The sequence below is a fragment of the Marinobacter sp. Arc7-DN-1 genome (genome assembly GCF_003441595.1).
Classification (GTDB): Bacteria; Pseudomonadota; Gammaproteobacteria; order Pseudomonadales; family Oleiphilaceae; genus Marinobacter; species Marinobacter metalliresistant.
The window spans coordinates 2,607,810-2,628,603 of sequence record NZ_CP031848.1 but is presented as its reverse complement, the minus strand read 5'-3'; the positions used below and the strand labels follow the sequence as shown (position 1 = coordinate 2,628,603).

Genomic DNA, 20,794 nt, shown 5'->3' with positions numbered 1-20,794 from the left:
TGTAACTCAGAGCCGAAGCCCAGACAAATGCCTTGAAGCCATCGTGACCTTTCCACATCGCTTTCGCAGCCATATATTTGATTCCTTATTCGGTTTCATGCTTACTTGGGCTCTTTAGTCCCATTAATTTCCAGAGCCGCTTTGTCAAAGGTATACAAAGGAAAAACCGACAAAGTTTTATTGATCCCGTATCGCTGGGACTTGTTCACAATCAATGCATCGGCAAAGTCGGCTTGCTTGGTCTTTCCACTGACCTTTATCGGCTTGGCGTTAACAAAATCATCTAGGGCGCACCAGACTGCATGGCCATCTTCCCACACGACATTCGGTTCTTCGATTAGGCTGTGTATTACCTCTATCAGCGCCTCTTTGGAGAGCGCATAACGCTTACCCCGAAGCGTCCAGATAGTTTCAACCAAGACCACATCGGTGATCAGGATTTTCTCATGCCCCATGAACTGCTTACTTGCTTTTGACGACTGCTTCACATCATCTTGCAGCAGGTAGCGGAGTACCACATTTGTATCAACGGCAATCATCAGCGCATGGCACTCGCAAGGGATTCTTCCTCGTTCACCTGGTCATTGACCGGAATCCCTTTAAGCAGGCCCTTGGCGGCCCCTTTGTGCTTAATAACTATGGAAATTACACCCTTTCGACTGACAAAGCTCTCGTACTCATCGCCGGGCTGAATTCCTGCAATTGAGCATTGTTCGACGGGAAGAGTAACTTGTCTTTTTTGGCTGACAACTGGCATACGGGCCTCTTTACTATTGACTATACGTAAAGAATAACATCCCTTTACAAAAGAAGCAAAGTAAAGCGCTTGGGGTGAGTGGTCTGGGCAGGCTGGTTTTGCTGGCGATTTGTGCCATATCGGTCACTGAACTGAGGCAAGTGGAGGGTAGCGTTTCTCCGTCAGTTAACCCGAATGGCATAGACCGCCATTGGGCTAGATCCTACGTGTTTGCGCTCAATAATCTGGAATTTAAAGCCCCGCCACGGGCACATGAGTATTCGATCAGAATCATTTGCTGCTGGGTAGCCCAGTTTGATGTGAGCCTCGTCGCATTCCCATAGATCAGCGTGAAATCCTGCGGGCTATACCGCGAGGCAATGTTGAATTCTCATCACGGTCAATGATCGCCAGGCACCATTCGCACATTGCTGGCCGATTCTCGCAGAGTGCAGACCGCCTGATTTGATCCTTGCGGAGCAAGCCTGCAGCAGAATAACCACGACTGGCTGCGAATGGATAGGCAAGTCTGGGGAAAGATGTCAGTGGAGAGCGGGAAAGTGGTCGGCGTGGCAGGATTCGAACCTGCGACCCCTTCGTCCCGAACGAAGTGCGCTACCAAGCTGCGCCACACGCCGATCAACGGCCGGTATTATACGGATTCGCTTTGGTTTTACCAGCCCTCGGCGGATAAAAGCGCATCCGTGAATTTGCTGAGATTGTCGTAGATGCTGACATGGGCGCCGGGTATCGGCCTGGCGTCCAGGTGGCGTTCAGTGTCCAGTCCATTGCCGGTTCTCACCAGCACCGGTTGGCAACCTGCGGCGTAGCCTGCCTCCAGATCCTTGCGGCTGTCGCCGACCATGATGGCGCCCTCGAGGCTCGTCAGGTGAAAATGCTGGCGGATCTGTTCGAGTAAGCCGGTTCGCGGTTTTCGGCAGTGACACCGGTCGTTGGGGTGATGGGGGCAGTAGGCGATGAAATCGATGCAGCCGCCCTGGGCTTCCACCAGGTGCTCCAGCTTTTCATGCATGGCATCCAGTTCGTCGATGCCGTAGTAACCGCGGGCGATACCGGACTGGTTGGTGGCGATGGCGATGCGGTGGCCGGCATTACAGAGCCGGGCCATCGCTTCTACGCTGCCGGGAATCGGGTGCCATTCATCCGCTGAGCAGATGTAGTTGCCATCGTACTCGTTGATGACCCCGTCCCGGTCCAGGATAATCAGCATCAGCGCCACGCAGTAGGTCAGCGAATTAGCCGGCGGCGGGCAACAACGAAATATCCGCAACGCGCAGGAACAGGTTGCGCAGCCGGTTCAGCAGTGCCAGGCGATTGTTCCGGATGGCTTCGTCGTCGGCCATCACCATCACTTCATCGAAGAAGTTGTCCACCGGCTCCCGCAGGCTGGCCAGGGAGCTCAGGGCGCTGGCGTAGTCGCCGTTCTCGAACAGAGGCAGGACCTTCGCGGCCTGTTGGTCGACCTGTTCGGCCAGGGCTTTCTCGGCACTGTCCTGCAACAGGCTGGCGTCGACGGTTTCACCGATGCTGTCACCGCCCTGCTTGGTCAGGATGTTGGACACCCGCTTGTTGGCGCCCGCCAGGGCCTGGGCTTCCGGCAGCTGGCGGAAGGCTTCGACGGCCTTCACCCGGCGGTCGAAGTCCAGCGGGCGGGTCGGGCGCCGGGCGTGAACGGCCAGGTAAACCTCGGCGCCGATGCCCTGCTCGTCGTAATGGGCCCGGAAGCGCTCCAGCATGTAGTCCACCACGGTGCTGGCGGTGTTTTGCTCGGTCAGCACCGTGAAGTTCTCTTGCGCCCACTCGCAGCAGGTCTGCAGATCCAGCGGTAGCTCACGTTCGATGATGATACGCAGTACCCCGAGGGAAGCACGGCGCAGGGCGAACGGGTCCCGGGTACCGGATGGCGGCTGGTGGATGCCGAACAGGCCGACCAGGGAATCCAGGCGGTCGGCGATGGCAATGGCGCAGCCGGTCAGGGTGGTGGGCAGGTTGTCACCGGCGAAACGGGGCATGTACTGCTCGTTCAGCGCCTTGGCCACGTCTTCCGGCTCACCATCGTTGGCGGCGTAGTACTGGCCCATGATGCCCTGAAGGTCGGTGAACTCCAGCACCATCTCGGTGACCAGATCGGTCTTCGCCAGCATGGCGGCACGCTCGGCCAGGGCCGGGTCACTGCCGATGGCACCGGCAATTTTCCGGGCCAGGGCCGCGACACGGACGGACTTGTCGTAGATGCTGCCGAGCTTTTCCTGGAACACGATAGGCTTGAGGGCGTCAACGCGGTCCTCGAGCCTGGTTTTCCGGTCGGTTTCGTAAAAGAAGGCGGCGTCGGACAGGCGGGGCCGGATCACCTTCTCGTTACCGGAAATCACCTGCGCCGGATCCTTGCTCTGAATGTTGGCGACGGTGATGAACAGGGGCAGCATGTCGCCATCGGCAGCCACCACGTGGAAGTACTTCTGGTGCTCCTTCATGGAGGAAATCAGGGCTTCCGCGGGAACCTCCAGGAACCGCTCCTCGAAGCGGCCCATCAGGGGCACCGGCCACTCGTTCAGGGCGGTTACTTCGTCCAGCAGGTCTTCATCAATTACCGCCTTGCCGCCGGCTTCCTTCTCGGCCAGTTCGGTCACGCCGGCGCGGATCTGTTCCCGGCGCCCGGCGAAATCGGCAATCACATAGCCTTCCTGTCTGAGCACCACTTCGTAATCGCCGGGTGTGGGTACAATCAGGGATTTCGGGCAATGGAAGCGGTGGCCACGGGTCTTGTTGCCCGGAGTCAGGCCCATGATGGGCGTATCAATCACCTTGTTGCCGAACAGCATGATGACCCAATGTACCGGGCGCACAAACTCGGTCCGGTGGGCACCCCAGCGCATGCGCTTGGGAATGGGCAGGCCCGCCAGGGACTGCTCCACCAGTTCCGGCATCAGTTCCACGGTGGGCTTGCCCTGCTCCACGGTTCGGTAAACCACCCAGGCACCCTTGTCGGTCTCCAGGGTGTCGAGCTGGTCCGGGGTTACGCCCAGAGAGGTTGCGAAGCCGGTCAGCGCCCGGGTCGGGTTGCCGGCGTCGTCGAAGGCGGCCTTGACCGCCGGGCCGCGTTTCTCAACAGACTTGTCCGGCTGGGCATCGGCCAGCTTCCGGATACGGACCGCCAGACGGCGCGGTGCCGCGAAGGCCTCAATCTTGCCGAATTCGATGCCGGCCTCATCCAGACCCCGGGCAATGCCCTGGGTGAAGGCGTCAGACAGTGGCTTGAGGGCCTTGGGGGGCAGCTCTTCGGTGCCCAGTTCGACCAGAAAATCCTGTGTTGCCATGATTATGCGTTCCCCTGTTCCTGCTGTGCCTTCTTCGCTTTTTTGCCGTTTTGGCTCTTCGCCTTGTCATCGGCGGCCTCGGCGGCGGCCAGCACTTCCTTGCGCAGAGCCTCGGGCGCCAGCGGGAAGCTCAGTGCCCGGCGGCTGTCGAAGTACGCCTGGGCGACTGAACGCGCCAGGGTACGTACCCGCAGGATAAAGCGCTGGCGCTCGGTCACCGAGATGGCGTGGCGGGCGTCCAGCAGGTTGAAGGTGTGGGAGGCTTTCAGAACCTGCTCATAGGCTGGCAGCGCCAGGCCGGCTTCGATCAGGCGGGCACTCTCCCGCTCGTGGACATCGAAGCTGTGGAACAGGAACTCGGTATCGGCGTGTTCAAAGTTGTAGGTGGACATCTCCACTTCCTGCTGGTGGAACACATCACCATAGGTGACCACACCATCAGGGCCTTCGGTCCAGACCAGATCGTAGACACTGTCGACACCCTGCAGGTACATGGCGATCCGCTCTAGCCCGTAGGTGAGCTCGCCGGTCACCGGGAAGCATTCCAGGCCCCCCACTTGCTGGAAGTAGGTAAACTGGGTGACTTCCATGCCGTTAAGCCAGATTTCCCAGCCCAGACCCCAGGCGCCGAGGGTGGGTGATTCCCAGTTGTCTTCCACAAACCGGATGTCGTGCACCAGCGGGTCCAGGCCCAGAGCCTTCAGGGAATCCAGGTACAGCTCCTGAATGTTGTCCGGCGACGGCTTGAGGACCACCTGGAACTGGTAGTAATGCTGCAGACGGTTGGGGTTCTCGCCGTAGCGGCCATCAGTCGGTCGGCGGCTGGGCTGAACGTAGGCGGCATTCCAGGTTTCCGGCCCGATGGCCCGCAGGAAGGTGGCCGGGTGGAAGGTGCCGGCGCCCACTTCCATATCCAGTGGCTGGAGAACCACGCAGCCATGTTGCGCCCAGAAATTCTGCAGAGCCAGGATCAGGCCCTGGAAGGTCCCGATGTCCGGATTTGTCTGTTTCGTTGCCTTGTCTGTCACGACGGTTGCCTGCTGATCAGTCTGTGTGTGGCACCCCGGTTATCCTTCGGGGCACTCCGAAAAAAGGCGCATTATACGCGTGCTGGATGCGTATTTCTAAATCAGAAGAAGGTGAGACCCACCTGGAACAGTTTTTCCACTTCCCGTATCCGGGTTTTGTCCACCAGGAACAGGATAACGTGGTCATCTGGCTGGATCCGGAGGTGGTCGTGGGCAATCAGTACTTCGCTGCGCCGCACGATGGCACCGATGGTGGTGCCTTCCGGAAGATTGATCTCGTCCAGCCGTTTGCCGACCACCTTCGATGACCGGTGGTCACCATGGGCGATGGCTTCGATGGCCTCGGCGGCCCCTCTGCGCAGTGAGTGAACATTCACAACGTCGCCTCTGCGAACGTGGGTAAGCAGACTGCCGATGGTGGTTTGCTGGGGAGAAATGGCGACATCGATGTCGCCGCCCTGGATCAGATCGACATAATCCGGGTTGTTGATCAGGGTGAGTACTTTCCGGGCGCCCAGGCGCTTGGCCAGCAGCGAGGCCATGATGTTGGCCTCGTCGTCGTTGGTGACCGCGCAGAACACATCGGTATTCTCGATGTTCTCTTCCAGCAGAATATCCTTGTTGGCGGCATTGCCTTCGAGGACCACGGTCTTGCGGAGGTTTTCCGACAGCATCACGCAGCGTTCATGGCTCCGTTCCAGCAGCTTGACCTGGAAACGGTTTTCCAGGGTATGGGCCAGCCGTTGGCCGATGTTGCCGCCACCGCAGATAAAAATGCGTTTGTAGGGCTTCACAAGTGGCTGAAGCTCGCTCATAACCGATTTTATATGATCGCCTGCGGCAATAAAGAAGACCTCGTCGCCATCCTCAATGACGGTGTTGCCCTCGGGCATGATGGCCCGGTCTTTCCGGAAAATGGCGGCCACCCGGGTATCGATTTTGGGCATGTGGGTGCGAAGGTAAGACAGCTCATGGCCGACCAGTGGCCCGCCCCGGGTGGCGCGGAGGGCAACCAGCCGGGTCAGGCCTTTGGAGAATTCCAGAACCTGCAATGCCCCCGGGTTTTCGATCAGCCGGGTGATGTGTTTGGTTACCAGATGTTCCGGGCTGATCAGTACGTCGATGGGAAAGCCACGCAGGCTGTCCAGATCTTTTGTCTGATCCCGCTGGTAAAACAGCTCGGATTTCGCCAGGTAGGCACTGGCCCGCACCCGGCAGATGGTGGTTGGCGTCTTGTACAGGAGCTTGCTGACCTGGCAGGCCACCATGTTGGTTTCGTCGCTGTTGGTGACGGCGATCAGCATGTCGGCGTCTTCGGCGCCGGCTTGTCGCAGTGTCGTCGGATAAGATGCCTCGCCCTGAACGGTGCGGATGTCGAGCCGGTCCTGAAGTTCACGCAACCGGGCACTATCGCTGTCGATAATGGTGATGTCGTTGGCTTCGTTGGCGAGGTTTTCCGCGAGTGTGCCGCCCACCTGGCCAGCACCGAGAATCAGGATTTTCATGGTTCGGGTTTCTCCAGCACGGCGTAGAAGAAGCCGTCATGGCTGAACGGATCCGGGAGCAATTGCCGCCCGGCACCCATGTCACGCCCCCATTGAGCGTTGGGCCCAACAAGGATGGCATCGGTTTGCTGTTTGCAGAACCGCTGAATTATACGGTGGTTTTCCTGGGGGAACACCGAGCAGGTGGCATACACCAGCCGGCCACCGGGTTTCAGGATAGCCCACATGGCGTCCAGCAGACCAAGCTGGATAGCGGCCAGTGGGACAATATCCGATTCCCGGCGCAGTAACTTGATGTCCGGGTGGCGGCGGATGACGCCGCTGGCGCTGCAGGGCACATCCAGAAGAATCCGGTCGAAAGCCTGGCCATCCCACCATTGACCGGTAGCGGCAGCATCCGACTGTTTCAGGGTTGCGTCCAGATCCAGGCGATCGAGGTTTTCCTGTACCCGGGGTAGTCGATCGGCGGACTCATCAATGGCCACAACTTCTGACAGTTCCGCACAACTTTCCAGGATTGCACAGGTTTTACCTCCGGGAGCGGCACAGGCATCCAGAACCCGCTGACCCGGAGCCAAATCCAGTAACGTGGTGCAAAGCTGTGCAGCCTCGTCCTGGACACTGGCAGCGCCGTCGGCGAACCAGGGCAGGCGCTCCACGGGAACCGGGCTGGCCAGTTGAATGCCATGGGGCGCGAAACGGGTCGGGCTGGCCTCAATGCCGGCTTCTTTCAGCAGCGCCAGATACTGGTCCCGGTGAAAACGCAGGGCGTTAACCCGCAGGGTCATGGGCGCCTGAGCGTTGTTGGCTCCCAGAATCCGTTGCCAGTCTTCCGGCCAGTTGTGGCGCAGCTTTTCCACCATCCACACCGGGTGGCTGAAACGGGCAGAGTCATTGGCAGGTTCGGGCGAGCCTTCTCGCTCGGCCGCTCGCAATACGCCATTGACCAGACCGGTGAGGTGCGGCTTGTCCAATGCCCGGCAGGCTTCCACGGTTTCGTTCAGCACGGCGTAGGTAGCCTGCTGGCTGAAGCGCAACTGAAAGAGCGCAACCAGCATCAGGTGATGGACAATCCGGTCCGGTTTGCGCAGAGGTTTCTTCAGTCGGCCATTGAGCTCACTATCAAGCCGGTGGAACCAGCGGCAGGTGCCGTAACACAGGGCCTGGAGTTCCGGGCGCTCATTCGGTGGCAGGCGGTTCAGGGCCGGCGGCAGGCACTGGGACAGGGACTGGCCATGCTCCACCGCCAGCATCACGCCGGCGGCGATGGCACGCATGGGCTGTTGTTGGTCGCCCATGTCAGTGCAACTCCTGGCCGGGCATGAGCAGCTCCTTGCCGCCGTTAATCAGGTCGTTCACGCTCTGGGCCCGGGAACCGGGCAGTTGCAGCCGGCTGATGCGCAGGGTTCCGGTTCCGCAGGCGATGTCGATGCCGTCCCGCTCCCGCCGGAGTACCGTGCCTGCCGGTTTGTCGCCAGTGTCATTGAGGGCTTTGGCTTGGTGAATCCGGATGCGCTGATCGCCCAGATCGGTGTAGGTCCCGGGCCAGGGGTGGAAGGCACGAATCAGCCGTTCAATGGAGATGGCATCTGTGTGCCAGTCGATGTGTCCCTCGTCCTTGCTTAACTTACGGGCATAGCAGGCGAGATCGTCGTTCTGGGGTTCGCCACGGAGTTCACCTTTCTCCAGCAACTCGAGGGCTTTGACAATGGCCTTGCCGCCCATCTCTGCCAGCCGGTCGTGGAGGCTGCCGCCGGTATCGTTTTTTCCGATGATGGTCAGGGATTTGAGGAGCATGGCGCCAGTATCCAGGCCCTCGTCCATCTGCATGATGGTGATTCCGGTTTCCTGGTCGCCGGCGGCAATGGCCCGCTGGACAGGCGCGGCGCCGCGCCAGCGGGGCAGCAGGGAGGCGTGGATGTTCAGGCAGCCGTGGGTCGGGATCTCCAGTACATCTTTCGGCAGGATCAGACCATAGGCGGCGACGATCATGACGTCCGGCCGCAGGTCTGCCAGCTCTTGCCTGGCTTCCGGTGTTTTCAGGCTCTCGGGCTGGAGCACCGGAATGCCGTTATCCAGGGCGACCTGCTTGACCGGGCTGGGTTGCAGCTTCCGGCCACGGCCGGCGGGCCGGTCCGGCTGGGAGTAGACGCCCACGATGCTGTGGTGGGTGCCGATCAGGGTCTGGAGAGCGGTGGCAGCGAAATCCGGAGTGCCGGCAAAAACAAGTCGCACGGTGTTTTGGTCTCTGTTCCGTTGAATACGAAAAGACCGGGTCGTGACCCGGTCCGGAATAGTGCCTGGTTTTTGTTACCCGCCCGCAGGCGGATCAGGCGCTCTTCTTGTGGAGTTTCTCAAGCTTCTTGCGAATGCGGGTACGCTTCAGGGAGCTGAGGTAGTCCACGAACAGCTTGCCGTTCAGGTGATCCATCTCGTGCTGGATACAAACCGCCAGCAGGCCCCGGGCTTCCAGCTCGAATGGTTTGCCGTCACGACCCAGCGCCCGGATCTTGCAGTGTTCGATCCGCTCAACCTCTTCATAGAAGCCGGGTACTGACAGGCAGCCTTCCTGCATGGCTTCTTTTTCGCCATCCAGTACTTCCACCTGCGGGTTGATAAACACCCGGGGCTCGCTCTTGTCTTCCGACAGATCCATAACGATGATCTGTTTGTGAACGTTCACCTGGGTGGCCGCAAGGCCAATGCCAGCCGCATCGTACATGGTCTCCAACATGTCGTCGATCAGCTTGCGGTCGGCGTCTGTCACCTCTTCAACCGGTTTGGCGACGGTGCGCAGACGGGGATCCGGGTATTCGAGAATCTCTAATATCATATATTCATACTTTTAGTCTGAATGACAGGACGCCAGTCGATCCGGCCGACGTCTCTTTTAACTTTGTAACCTTTTAACTTTTGTAACTTTTGTAGCATTGTGAAAGTGATCTCCGAAATGCGACAGCGTACTGCGCAAATTTTCGCCCTGACTTTACCATTATCGGGGCGGGGCCTCAGCTTTCAACGGCTGACGGAGTATCCAACGTTAGGCCCACTATTATCTAACAATTCGGCGATTGAGTACAAACTGATCAGTTAATAGTTAAAATCTTTCACCGGTGGGATAGAATTTACTGGAAGAACAAAAGATAACATCACAATTTGCGAGACTTCTTCTATAGTAACTGGAATACCAACGTAATAAGCTGCAGGTAACTGACTGCATCCCAACAGAATGCAAAAGAATCAAGGCACGCGATCAAGGACTTACACAATGAGGAAACTGCTGTACGCTCTGGCAGCAACTACGCTGCTGTTAACCTCCTGGGCCCATGCGGCACCGGAGTTGCGGTCCGATCATCCCGAGCGTTACACCGTTGTGAAAGGTGATACCCTCTGGGACATTTCGGCCCGTTTTCTGAATAACCCGTGGTATTGGCCGGAAATATGGCATGTGAACCCGCAGGTCGCCAACCCTCACCTGATTTACCCCGGCGATCGCCTTGCCCTGGTTTACATTGATGGCAAGCCCCGTATTACCAAGGTAGCAACCAGCGACGAGGTCAGGCTGTCGCCACAGGTCCGTTCCGAGCCCATCGATACGCCGATCCCCGCAATTCCGCTGGATGCCATCGGCAGCTTCCTGACCGACACCCGCATCGTAAGCCCGGAAGAACTCAATGGTGCTCCTTACGTGCTGGAAGGTGAGGATGGCCGGATTATTACCGGCGCTGGCGACCGGATCTACGCCCGCGGAGAAAAGCCGGCCAACAAGGTTGGAGTCTTCCGTCGCAGCAAGGAATTCAGGGATCCGGGGACGGGCGAATTCCTTGGTCTTGAGGCCCGCAGCATCGCCCGCGGTGACGTGGCCCGTGAAAATGGTGACGTACTGACTGTGAACCTGACCAGCTCCAATGAAGAAGTTCGTATTGGCGACCGGCTGCTGGTAAGCGAAGACCGCCGCCTGACCACCAGCTTTGTGCCCAGCGTACCCAGCGAAAACGTAGAGGGTCAGATGATCTCCGTCGATGGTGGTGTCAGCCAGATCGGCCAGTTTGACGTGGTTGCCATCAACCGCGGTACCCGCGAAGGCCTGGAAGCGGGTAATGTGATGGCGGTGCTGAAGAGTGGCAACCTGGTTCGCGATCCCGTGACGGGTGAAACCATTGAGCTGCCCTCAGAGCGCGCCGGGCTGCTGATGGTTTTCCAGGCCTATGAAAAAATGAGTTATGGCCTGGTGCTTCAGGCCAGTCGTGCCCTGGCAGTTGGTGACAAGGTCACCAACCCCTGATCGACTGATATTGAGTGGCCGGACCAGGAAGGCCGGCCGACGCTTACTGCAAGGATGATGCTGTGTTTTCCTCCCCTTTGGCCCCCTGGCTGCTGCTTACCTGTTTACCAAAATTCGGCCATGCCCGACGCCGCGAATTGCTGGCGGAAATCCCTGAACTGAAGAACCTGCTCACCATGAACCCGGCCACCCTGCGGGCACTTGGCCTGGCCGCAGAAAGCCGTGCGGCCATCCAGGCGTGGCAGCAGCAGGACGAATCGCATCCGGTGGTGCGTGAGGTCCGGACCATTCTGGAAAACTGCCGGCGCCATAACATTGGCATTCTCACCTGGCAGGATGTCGACTATCCGGAGCAGCTAAGGCACATTCACGACGCCCCACTGGTACTCTATACCCTTGGCAACACGGGGCTTCTGGGTCGGGAGCAGATTGGCATTATCGGGAGCCGCAAGGCCACACGGGCCGGTCTGGACCATGCACGCCGGTTCGCGGCTGAACTCAGCGCCCGGGAGTTGCTGGTCACCAGTGGTCTGGCGCTGGGTGTGGACGGCGCCGCTCATGCCGGCGCCCTGGATGCGGGCTTCCCGACCACGGCGGTGATCGGGTGTGGGCTGGATCGTCTTTATCCAAACCAGCACCGCCGCCTTGGCGAGCGGGTGATTGCCGAGGGGCTGATGATTTCCGAATACCCGCCTGGTACCCCGGCCAAAGCGGCCCACTTTCCCCAGCGTAACCGGATTATCAGTGGCCTGAGCCGCGGCGTCCTGGTGGTGGAAGCGGGTCTCCGCAGTGGTTCCCTGATCACCGCGAGGATGGCCCTGGAGCAGGGACGCGAGGTGTTTGCCATCCCGGGGTCGATCCACAGTCCGGTCGCCAGGGGCTGTCACCATCTGATCAGGCAGGGCGCGCGCCTCGTAGAAACAGTGGACGACATTCTTGAGGAACTGGGGTCCTGGTGGTCCGGGTCATTGACGGAAGATGTCGCCACCACGCCGGAGCCGAAGCGGCAGAACCGGTCCAGCCAGTTGCTGGCCGGTCTGGACAGCCGGGAAATCGCGGTATTTGAGGCTTTAGGGTATGATCCACAATCAACCGACGCACTGAGTTCAGCCACCGGTCTCCCCGCTGACCAGCTCATGCAATCCCTGTTGCTACTGGAGTTGCAAGGGTTGGTGAGCTCGGCACCGGGAGGCTTCCAGAAAATCGCCTGAGCCCCGTGTGATCATCCACCCTGATTGATTCTGACAAGAGCAGTATGGCTGTTTCCCACCCGCTTTCTGACTGGCAATTGCATTGTGTTCGCCGCACTGTGATGCACGGGGGTGTGATCGCTTATCCGACCGAAGCGGTCTGGGGCCTGGGCTGTGACCCCTGGGACCAACAGGCGGTGGAACGGATTCTGGAACTGAAGCGTCGTCCCGTCGGAAAAGGGGTGATTCTGGTAGCCTCCTCTGTGGACCAGATTCGTTTCCTGCTGGATCCCCTGCCCCGGTCGCTTCAGGCCGAAGCAGAACGTCACTGGCCCGGGCCGGTGACCTGCCTGTTGCCGGATGTAGAGCAGCAGGTGCCGGAATGGGTGCGTGGCCAGCATCATTCCATTGCGGTTCGGGTAAGTGAGCATCCAGTGGTGCGTGCCCTGTGCGACACGGTTGGCATGCCGCTGGTATCCACTTCCTGCAACCCGGCCGGGCGCCAGCCGGCGCGGAATATCTGGCAGGTCCGGCGGTATTTCGGTAACCAGCTCGACTGGATTGTGCCCGGCTCGCTTGGCGGCAATCGCAAACCCAGCCGGATTATTGATATTGTCAACGGTAAGCAGCTTCGTTAGGAGAATTCATGTCACAGCAGCCCGATAGCCATGCGGTAAAAGAGTACCTGCTGAGTCTGCAGGAAAATATTTGCAGCCGCCTGGAAGTCGTGGATGGCGGCGCTGCCTTTATCCGGGATGCCTGGGACCGCCCGGAAGGTGGCGGCGGTGTCAGCCGGGTAATTACCGAAGGGAAAGTGTTTGAAAAAGGCGGAGTCAACTTCTCCCATGTGATGGGAGAGACCATGCCGGCTTCAGCCACGGCCCACCGACCCCATCTTGCCGGCGCGCCCTGGGAGGCTATGGGCGTTTCCCTGGTGATTCATCCGAACAACCCCTATGTGCCCACCTCGCACGCCAATGTCCGCTTTTTCATTGCCAGGCCCCGGAACAGTGAGCCGGTTTACTGGTTTGGCGGCGGTTACGATCTCACCCCCTATTACGGTTTCGAGGAGGACTGTGTGCATTGGCACAAGACCGCCCGGGCCGCGTGCGAAGCCTTTGGTGAGGGTACCTACCATCGCTTCAAGCACTGGTGCGACAATTATTTCTATCTCAAGCACCGGGACGAGCCCCGGGGTGTGGGTGGTCTTTTCTTTGATGATCACAACACCGGGGATTTCGAGCAGGACTTCGGCCTGATGAAAGCCGTCGGTGACAGCTATATTGAAGCCTATGAGCCCATTGTCCGGCGCCGGATGGATCACCCTTACGGTGACCGTGAGCGGGATTTCCAGCTCTACCGGCGTGGGCGTTACGTGGAGTTCAATCTGGTGTACGACCGCGGCACCCTGTTTGGGCTGCAATCCGGCGGCCGGACGGAGTCCATCCTGATGTCCCTGCCGCCCCTGGTGCGCTGGGATTACAACCGGACCGTGGAACCGGGGTCTGACGAGGCCCGGCTCACGGAGTTTTTCCTGACCGGCCGGGACTGGCTGGAGGCCAACCATGACTAACGATCTGTACGCCGTTGTTGGCAACCCGGTCAGCCACAGCAAGTCGCCAAGGATTCACAGCCTGTTTGCCAGCCAGACCGGCGAGGCGGTGGAATACACCGCCATCCAGGCGCCCCTGGACGGTTTCCCGGGCACCGTGAGGCAGTTTTTCGAGCGCGGTGGCCAGGGCCTGAATGTGACGGTGCCGTTCAAGGAAGACGCCTGGAAGCTGGCTGAACGCCGGACCGAGCGGGCGGAGAAGGCCGGGGCGGCCAACACCCTTTATCAGGATGGCGCCGGCGTGCTGACCGCCGACAATACCGACGGCTGCGGCATTGTCCGGGATCTGGTCCGGAATCATGGGGTGCGCCTTGAGGGTGCCGATATTCTGGTTCTGGGTGCCGGAGGGGCGGTCCGCGGCGTTCTGGGCCCCCTACTGGCGGAGCGGCCGGCCTCTCTTACCATCGCCAACCGCACGCTTGCCCGGGCGCAAGCCCTGGTTGAGCTGTTTGCACCGGTTGCCGGCTCCACACAGCTGTCTGCCTGCGCTTTTGACGAGCCCCGGGAACCCTATGACCTGATCATCAACGGCACCAGCGCCAGCTTGCAGGGCGATCTGCCACCTCTTTCACCGGAGGTGATTGGTGAGAAAACGGTGGTCTACGACATGATGTATTCCTTGCAGACCACGACCTTCAATCAGTGGGCCCTCGATCAGGGCGCGCAAACCGTTTACGACGGTCTTGGTATGCTGGTGGAGCAGGCGGCGGAATCATTCCGGATCTGGCGTGGTGTGGCCCCGGAAACCGCGCCGGTGATTGATGAATTGCGCGACGACTGAGCCCCTGGCCCCGGATTGGGCTATGCTCAGGGTCAACATTCCGTAAGGATTTTCAATGGATATTCTTACCCTTGTGGGGCTTGTAGCCGGTGTCCTGATTGTCATCCTGGCAATGCTGACCAATGCCTCATTCCTGACATTTCTGAACCTCCCGGGCCTGGCCATTGTGCTGGGCGGAACCTTTGCCGTTACCCTGATCAAGTTCCGCATGGCGTCCGTGATGAGCGCCTTCCGCCTGGCCATGTCGGCGGCGTTCACCGACCGCATGGCCCGGCCCGCGGAGTTGATCCGGGAGGTAGGCTCGCTGGCCGTGGTGGTGCGCAAGGAGGGTATTCTCGGGCTGGAGAATCATCAGACCGGCAACGAGTTCCTGCAGAAAGCCATCAATCTCTGTGTTGATGGCCATTCGCCTGAACTGGTCGAAGAAGCTCTGGCCCAGGAGGCCCAGCAGACCGCCGAACGCTATGAGGTGGCCGAGCGGGTGTTCCGCGGCATCGGGGAATCCGCGCCGGCTATCGGCATGTTGGGTACTCTGGTGGGGCTGGTGCAGATGCTCAATACCCTGGACGACCCCTCGTCCATAGGCCCGGCCATGGCCATTGCCCTGTTGACCACCCTGTATGGTGCCTTCATCGCCCAGCTGATCGCCCTGCCCCTGGCGGACAAACTCCAGCTCAAGGCGGAGGACGAGGCGCGCAACCAGCTACTGATTCTTACCTCGATCAAGAACATCATGCGTGGCGAGAATCCGCGGGTAATGACCGAGCTGTTGTCATCGTTCGTCACTCCGGAGCAGCGTACCGGTCTGGCGCCGGAGCGGGAGGCCTGAGGCTTTGGAGCTGGTCCGGAAGAAAAACAAGCTGCGTCTGAAGAACGACACTCCGGCGTGGATCGTCACCTTTGCCGACCTGGCCACCCTGCTGCTCACCTTTTTTATTTTACTGTTGTCCTTTGCAGAATTGGATGTCGAGAAATACCGGGCCATGGCCAACTCCATGGCGGTCGCTTTCGGGTCCAGCAATGTGCTGGCAGACGATGTCGGCGGCTCGCCCCTGACCCTGATCGAATCGGAGTCCGTTTCGCTTCCTCAGCCATCCGAATCCCAGGCGAGGGTGCCGGAGTTTATTGACGAGCGCACAGATGGCGCCGCCCCTACCAAGATTCCCGGCGGCGTGATTGATCTGGCCAGCCGGATGATCCGGGAGCTGGAACCGGAGGTGGCCTCAGAGGCCCTGAGCGTCAATTACGATGAAAACCAAGTGGTTATCCGGTTCTCCGAGGAAGCCACCTTCCGCTCCGGGGAAGCCGCTATCAAGCCGGAGATGATGCCGATTATCGAACGTGTCGTGAACGTGCTGTCAGCCTGTACCGGTGACGTTCTGGTATCCGGATATACCGATGACCGGCCCATTTCCAGTGACCGTTATCGCTCGAACTGGGATCTTTCAGCGGCCCGGGCGGTTTCCGTGGTCCATGAGCTGGTCATGAACCGCCAGGTTCCGGCGGAGCGGGTGGTTGCGGCCGGTCGCGCCGAGACCAACCCGCTGGTGCCTAACGACTCACTCGAAAACCGGGCGCTGAACCGCCGGGTGGAAATCGCCATTCGCAATCCGGAATGCAATGACGAGGTTGCCACCGGCGATCTTCCGGTCGAAATCCTGCCCTGAGCCTTATATCTGCTGCGCAGCCTCTCATGCGCAATCCATATAACTGACGTGCTTTCAGGGCTTTATACTATGCCCCCGATAATTCACTGGCACAGCGGAATGAGAGAACAACCATGAGTGGACCGGACAAGCCCAAAGTCATTGGCGAGGAATGGAGTGATGAGCGGGTCAGGAGTTTCCTGGACATCCTGCCCTGGGATGCTGCTGAAAACGCCGATTACAACGCCCTGCTGAAGGCCTACCAGGCCATGCGGGCCGGAGATTTCGAGCGCTTTATCGGATTCTTCGTTGCCGAGGGCCGGGATCTGAACGCCACCAACGGCGAGGGTGAAACCATCCTTGATCTGATTTCCCGGCATCGTCGGAGTGTGGACTACGCCCGGTCGCTGGAAAACGCCGGTGCCAAAAAAACGACCGCAGCCGGGAGCTGATCCCGGTGCGGCCGCGTCTCGCGGTCTGAAGCCGGCGGAAGTTACTGCACGTCGACCTCAATGGCCTTGGGCTCTTTCGGTTCCGTCTTCTGGAGTGTCAGGGTCAGCATGCCGTCCCTGAAGCTGGCCTTCACGCTGTTTTCATCGACATTGTCCGGCAGCGTGAAGCGGCGCAGAAAACTGCCGTAGAAGCGCTCAATCCGGTGGTGCTTCTTGTCTTCGGCTTCTTCCTCGCTCTTGCGTTCGCCCTGAATGCTCAGAACGCCCTCGTGCACGGTGACTTTCACGTCTTCCCTGGACATGCCCGGCAACTCGGCTTCAATGGTAAAGGCTTCCGGCGTCTCCTTGATGTCGACCGCCGGGGCCCAGTCGCTGCGGCTGAACAGATCCCTGCCTTCGCGCTCGCCACCGGAGCGGGTCAGGCCAAACATGCGGTTATAGCGGTTCATCAGGTCTTCAAACTCATTGACCGGATTCCAGCGGGTAATATTGCTCATAAGGATTTCCTCCTTTTCGTCGTGAACGAATCTGAATAAACAGACATCAGCTTCGATCACGGAACAGCTCCATGCCGGTGGCGCCAGCCGGATGGTTATCCGTGAACCTCTGCTAATTTCGAATGTAGGTGCGCACGAAGGGTTTTCAAGGGCTGGGTGTTCGGATTTTGATCGGAATTAATCCCCACCGGACTGTGGCGCCTCAAGGTATTCATCTTTCAGCCGGACATAGTTGGCGGCCGTGTATTTAAAGAACCCCCGCTCCTGGTCGGTCAGCGCCCGGGCCTTTTTACACGGCGAGCCAACGTACAGATGCCCCGATTCCAGCGTCTTCCCCGGCGGCACCAGACACCCGGCAGCGACAATCACCTCGTCTTCCACCACGGCCCCATCCATGATGATACAGCCCATACCCACCAGCACCCGGCTACCAATGGTGCAACCATGCAGCAGCGCCTTGTGGCCGACGGTTACATCATCTCCCAGCGTTAGTGGGTAACCCCCGGGGTTATAATCACTGGCGTGCGTGATGTGCAGCACCGATCCGTCCTGAATGCTGCAGCGATCCCCGATCCGGATTTGGTGCATGTCCCCACGCACGACCGTCATGGGCCAGATGGAGACGTCATCACCGGTCTGGACATCGCCAATCACCACGGCACTGGGATCAACCCAGGCGCGCTGTCCAAAATGTGGCGTGATACCCTTGTGTGAGCGTACATTTGTCATTACATAGTACCTGTTAATTAAGCGTTTACCCGGTGGCCCGGGGTACCTGTGGGAGAGGCCCTTCCAAAACTGTGCGGAGCCATGGATGGCGGAGCCCAAGCGTCACATGGACGTGCCGCAAGGAGCGTGTTTTGGAAGGGCCTCTCCCACAGGTGCCTGCCCCGGTAGTTGATACACCGAAACTACCTTAGATACAAAGAGCTGAGAAGGGGACTTATGAATAACCCGTTACTGACCGATGACCTGTTGCCGAAGTTTGACCATGTCCGCACGGAACACATGGAAACGGCAATTGACCAGATTCTCAGTGAAAACCGGATGAAGATCAGCCAACTGGCCGGGCAGGAGGACCCCACCTGGGATACCCTGGCGCAGCCGATGCAGGCAATGGAAGACAAACTGAGCAACGCCTGGTCGGTGATTTCACACCTGAACGGGGTGATGAACAGCGACGACCTGCGCAAGGTGTACAAGAACTGCCTGGAGAAGCTGACCGAGTACAGCACCGAAGTCAGCCAGAACGAGGCACTGTGCAACGCCTATAAGAAACTGGCGGCACGGGAGGATTTCAGGGATCTGAGCGAAGCCCAGCGCAAGTCGGTGGACAATACCCTGCGGGATTTCCACCTGGGCGGTGTCGACCTGCCCGAGGACAAGAAAAAGCAGTACGCCGATCTGTCCCGGGAGCTGGCAGAGCTGTCCAACCGCTTCAGCGACAACGTTCTGGATGCGACCCAGCACTGGTTCAAACACATCACCGATGTGGATGAGCTGACCGGCATTCCGGAAACCGCCATCGAAGGCGCCAGGCAGGCGGCCCGGCAGAAGGAGTTGGACGGGTATGTGATTACCCTGGATTTCCCCAGCTTCTTCCCGGTGATGACCTACTGTGACAACCGGGATCTGCGCCGGGAAGTCTACGAGGCGTTTGTTACCCGGGCGTCGGATCAGGGCCCGGATGCCGGCCAGTGGGACAACACGCCGGTGATGGCGGAGATTCTGAAGCGCCGCCATGCTCTCGCCCAACTGCTCGGTTTTGACAACTTCGCCGAGCGCTCCCTGGTCACCAAGATGGCCCGCAGCAGCGACGAGGTGCTGGAGTTCCTGACCCAGTTGGCGGCCAGGTCCAGGCCCCAGGCCGAGAAAGAGTTTGCCGAACTGAAGGCTTTTGCCAAAGACGAGTATGGCGTGGAGGACATGCAGGCCTGGGACATTGGCTACTACAGCGAAAAACTGCGCCAGAAACGTTATGACATTTCCCCGGAAACCCTGCGCCCCTGGTTCCCGGTGAACAATGTAGTGCCTGGCCTGTTCCGGGTGGCGGAGAAGTTGTTTGATGTGCAGATCGAAGCCAGACCTGAGGTGGAGACCTGGCACGAAGACGCCACCGCCTACTGCATCAGCCGTAACGGCGAACCCCTGGCCTGGTTTTACCTGGACCTGTTTGCCCGCCAGGGTAAGCGCGGCGGCGCCTGGATGGCGGATTGCCGGGTTCGCTGGCGCAACCAGCGTGGTCACCTGCAGCTACCGGTCGCTTTCCTGACCTGCAACTTCACGCCCCCGGTGAACGGCAAGCCGTCATTGTTGACCCACGACGAGGTCACCACCTTGTTCCATGAGTTCGGTCACGGCCTGCACCACATGCTGACCCAGGTCGACGTGCTGGACGTATCCGGCATTAACGGCGTGGCCTGGGATGCGGTGGAGCTGCCCAGCCAGTTCCTGGAGAACTGGTGCTGGAACCCGGAATCCCTGGGATTGATCGCTTCGCATCACGAAACCGGCGAACCGCTTCCGGAAGATCTGTTGCAGAAGTTGCTGGCAGCGAAGAACTTCCAGTCCGGAATGGCCATGGTGCGCCAGTTGGAATTCTCCCTGTTTGACTTCCGCCTGCACGCGGAGTTCACCAGAGAGGCGCCCACCAACCCGCTGGATATGCACCGCAAGGTGCGCAGCGAAATTGCGGTGGTGCAAGCCCCGGAATTCAACCGCTTCCCGAACTCGTTCTCGCACATTTTCGCGGGTGGATACGCAGCCGGTTATTACAGCTACAAATGGGCGGAAGTACTGGCGGCCGATGCTTTCTCACTGTTCGAGGAGAAAGGCATCTTCGATCCTGAAACCGGCAAGGCCTTCCTGAACAACATCCTGGAGAAAGGCGGCTCGCAGGAGCCCATGGAGCTGTTCAAAGCGTTCCGCGGCCGGGAACCGCAGGTGGATGCCCTGTTGAGACAATCCGGCATCACGGACGAAGCCGCCTGAGAATAAACGGTGTCGGGTCAGGCCAAAGGCCGTAACCCGACAACCAATACCCATATTGACGGGAGTACTCTTATGGCGAGTCCAAAACGTTTTATCGCCGGGGCCGTCTGCCCTCGCTGTGGTGAGATGGACAAGATCATGATGTTCACCACCGATGACGATGACCAGGTACGCGAGTGCGTGGCCTGTGGCTTCACCGATGCGGTGTCTGACGTCGAACAGCCGACCAGCCCGGAGCTGGAAACCCGGGTGAACAAGCGCAAGAACGAGGACGATCACACCGTCCGGCAGGTGGTGTTTTTCAAGGCCGGGGCAGACGACTGACGCCGGCAGTCAAGGTACGTGATTACCGTCAGGCTTCGTCGAGGCGGGCAAAACGGGGAACCTGCTCGCCGGCCACTTCCACGGTTTCCCGGAACATGGTCAGAGGGCGTACCCAGAGGCTGTAGTCGCCGTACAGGCAGCGGTAAACCACCATCTGCTCTTCGGTTTCACTGTCCCGGGCGATGCCGATCACTTCGTAATCCTTGCCCTTGTAGTGGCGATAGCGGCCGGGCCGTATCGTGTTTTTATGTTCTGTCATCCTGTACCTCGGCGGATTCAGGCCTGTTGAACCCTGCTTTTACGGGGGACGCAGGGGGCGTAACCGTATAAACTTGATCAGGAATGGCAGGGATGCGAAAAGACTCAGCCAGGGCCTGAAGTGTAGAACAACTACCCGGCCCCGGAAACC

22 protein-coding genes and 1 tRNA gene are annotated in these 20,794 nt (G+C 59.5%); 10 read left to right on the top strand and 13 right to left on the bottom strand.

Going from position 1 to position 20,794, the window contains the following annotated elements:
- Positions 1-101 precede the first annotated feature (101 nt).
- The 10 genes from D0851_RS12385 to def form a co-directional block, all read right to left on the bottom strand.
- Positions 102-539: a PIN domain-containing protein gene (locus D0851_RS12385; protein ID WP_117618921.1), complete on the bottom strand. Its 438-nt coding sequence runs from the start codon at positions 537-539 to the stop codon at positions 102-104.
- Positions 539-757: an AbrB family transcriptional regulator gene (locus D0851_RS12380; protein ID WP_117618920.1), complete on the bottom strand. Its 219-nt coding sequence runs from the start codon at positions 755-757 to the stop codon at positions 539-541. Before D0851_RS12380 ends, D0851_RS12385 begins: the two co-directional genes overlap by 1 nt.
- 540 nt (positions 758-1,297) lie before the next feature.
- Positions 1,298-1,374: transfer RNA gene (locus D0851_RS12370), tRNA-Pro, on the bottom strand.
- Positions 1,375-1,409: 35 nt separating this feature from the next.
- Positions 1,410-1,967 (bottom strand): D-glycero-beta-D-manno-heptose 1,7-bisphosphate 7-phosphatase, encoded by a 558-nt coding sequence (gene gmhB / locus D0851_RS12365; RefSeq protein ID WP_117618919.1) that lies wholly within the window; start codon positions 1,965-1,967, stop codon positions 1,410-1,412.
- A 25-nt stretch (positions 1,968-1,992) separates the two neighbouring features.
- The gene (gene glyS, locus D0851_RS12360) at positions 1,993-4,074 is read right to left on the bottom strand and encodes a glycine--tRNA ligase subunit beta (RefSeq protein WP_117618918.1); all 2,082 of its coding nucleotides are present in this window, start codon (positions 4,072-4,074) and stop codon (positions 1,993-1,995) included.
- A gap of 2 nt (positions 4,075-4,076) precedes the next feature.
- Positions 4,077-5,102 (bottom strand): glycine--tRNA ligase subunit alpha, encoded by a 1,026-nt coding sequence (gene glyQ, locus D0851_RS12355; protein ID WP_117618917.1) that lies wholly within the window; start codon positions 5,100-5,102, stop codon positions 4,077-4,079.
- A gap of 101 nt (positions 5,103-5,203) precedes the next feature.
- Positions 5,204-6,607: a Trk system potassium transporter TrkA gene (trkA, locus tag D0851_RS12350; RefSeq protein ID WP_117618916.1), complete on the bottom strand. Its 1,404-nt coding sequence runs from the start codon at positions 6,605-6,607 to the stop codon at positions 5,204-5,206.
- Entirely contained in the window at positions 6,604-7,905 is a 1,302-nt protein-coding gene (gene rsmB / locus D0851_RS12345) for a 16S rRNA (cytosine(967)-C(5))-methyltransferase RsmB (protein WP_117618915.1), read from the bottom strand. The genes trkA and rsmB overlap by 4 nt, the downstream gene beginning before the upstream one ends.
- A 1-nt stretch (position 7,906) precedes the next feature.
- Positions 7,907-8,842 carry a methionyl-tRNA formyltransferase gene (fmt, locus tag D0851_RS12340; RefSeq protein ID WP_117618914.1) on the bottom strand — a complete coding sequence of 312 codons (936 nt, stop codon included), beginning with the start codon at positions 8,840-8,842 and terminating at the stop codon, positions 7,907-7,909.
- 94 nt (positions 8,843-8,936) lie between these two features.
- The gene (gene def, locus D0851_RS12335) at positions 8,937-9,440 is read right to left on the bottom strand and encodes a peptide deformylase (RefSeq protein WP_117618913.1); all 504 of its coding nucleotides are present in this window, start codon (positions 9,438-9,440) and stop codon (positions 8,937-8,939) included.
- 435 nt (positions 9,441-9,875) lie between these two features.
- On the opposite strand from def, the gene D0851_RS12330 reads away from it, so the two are divergent.
- The 8 genes from D0851_RS12330 to D0851_RS12295 all read left to right on the top strand — a co-directional run bounded on the left by D0851_RS12330 (position 9,876) and on the right by D0851_RS12295 (position 16,573).
- Positions 9,876-10,892: a LysM peptidoglycan-binding domain-containing protein gene (locus D0851_RS12330; RefSeq protein WP_117618912.1), complete on the top strand. Its 1,017-nt coding sequence runs from the start codon at positions 9,876-9,878 to the stop codon at positions 10,890-10,892.
- Positions 10,893-10,954: 62 nt separating this feature from the next.
- The gene (dprA, locus tag D0851_RS12325) at positions 10,955-12,103 is read left to right on the top strand and encodes a DNA-processing protein DprA (RefSeq protein WP_117618911.1); all 1,149 of its coding nucleotides are present in this window, start codon (positions 10,955-10,957) and stop codon (positions 12,101-12,103) included.
- A gap of 44 nt (positions 12,104-12,147) precedes the next feature.
- Positions 12,148-12,720: an L-threonylcarbamoyladenylate synthase gene (locus tag D0851_RS12320; protein WP_117618910.1), complete on the top strand. Its 573-nt coding sequence runs from the start codon at positions 12,148-12,150 to the stop codon at positions 12,718-12,720.
- Positions 12,721-12,728: 8 nt separating this feature from the next.
- Positions 12,729-13,655: an oxygen-dependent coproporphyrinogen oxidase gene (gene hemF, locus D0851_RS12315; RefSeq protein WP_117618909.1), complete on the top strand. Its 927-nt coding sequence runs from the start codon at positions 12,729-12,731 to the stop codon at positions 13,653-13,655.
- On the top strand, positions 13,648-14,475 hold the full coding sequence (gene aroE, locus D0851_RS12310; protein WP_117618908.1) for a shikimate dehydrogenase: 828 nt from the start codon (positions 13,648-13,650) through the stop codon (positions 14,473-14,475). The genes hemF and aroE overlap by 8 nt, the downstream gene beginning before the upstream one ends.
- Before the next feature lie 55 nt (positions 14,476-14,530).
- Positions 14,531-15,304 (top strand): MotA/TolQ/ExbB proton channel family protein, encoded by a 774-nt coding sequence (locus D0851_RS12305; protein WP_117618907.1) that lies wholly within the window; start codon positions 14,531-14,533, stop codon positions 15,302-15,304.
- Positions 15,305-15,308: 4 nt separating this feature from the next.
- Entirely contained in the window at positions 15,309-16,142 is an 834-nt protein-coding gene (locus tag D0851_RS12300; protein ID WP_117618906.1) for a flagellar motor protein MotB, read from the top strand.
- A gap of 113 nt (positions 16,143-16,255) precedes the next feature.
- Positions 16,256-16,573 carry a PA4642 family protein gene (locus tag D0851_RS12295; protein ID WP_117618905.1) on the top strand — a complete coding sequence of 106 codons (318 nt, stop codon included), beginning with the start codon at positions 16,256-16,258 and terminating at the stop codon, positions 16,571-16,573.
- Between the two features lie 41 nt (positions 16,574-16,614).
- On the opposite strand, the gene D0851_RS12290 is transcribed toward D0851_RS12295, so the two are convergent.
- Both D0851_RS12290 and D0851_RS12285 read right to left on the bottom strand, forming a co-directional pair.
- Positions 16,615-17,070, bottom strand: a complete 456-nt coding sequence (locus D0851_RS12290) for an Hsp20/alpha crystallin family protein (RefSeq protein WP_117620389.1) — start codon at positions 17,068-17,070, stop codon at positions 16,615-16,617.
- Positions 17,071-17,247: 177 nt separating this feature from the next.
- A complete protein-coding gene (locus D0851_RS12285) occupies positions 17,248-17,799 on the bottom strand; it encodes a gamma carbonic anhydrase family protein (RefSeq protein ID WP_117618904.1) in 552 nt (183 codons plus the stop codon).
- A 216-nt stretch (positions 17,800-18,015) separates the two neighbouring features.
- On the opposite strand from D0851_RS12285, the gene prlC reads away from it, so the two are divergent.
- Both prlC and D0851_RS12275 read left to right on the top strand, forming a co-directional pair.
- Positions 18,016-20,061, top strand: a complete 2,046-nt coding sequence (gene prlC / locus D0851_RS12280) for an oligopeptidase A (protein WP_117618903.1) — start codon at positions 18,016-18,018, stop codon at positions 20,059-20,061.
- Positions 20,062-20,133: 72 nt separating this feature from the next.
- Positions 20,134-20,385 carry a YheV family putative zinc ribbon protein gene (locus D0851_RS12275; protein WP_117618902.1) on the top strand — a complete coding sequence of 84 codons (252 nt, stop codon included), beginning with the start codon at positions 20,134-20,136 and terminating at the stop codon, positions 20,383-20,385.
- A 28-nt stretch (positions 20,386-20,413) separates the two neighbouring features.
- Here the strand turns inward: D0851_RS12275 and D0851_RS12270 are convergent, their stop codons facing one another.
- Complete coding sequence (locus D0851_RS12270) at positions 20,414-20,644, bottom strand: DUF1653 domain-containing protein (RefSeq protein WP_117618901.1); 231 nt, start codon at positions 20,642-20,644, stop codon at positions 20,414-20,416.
- Between the last annotated feature and the right edge of the window lie 150 nt (positions 20,645-20,794).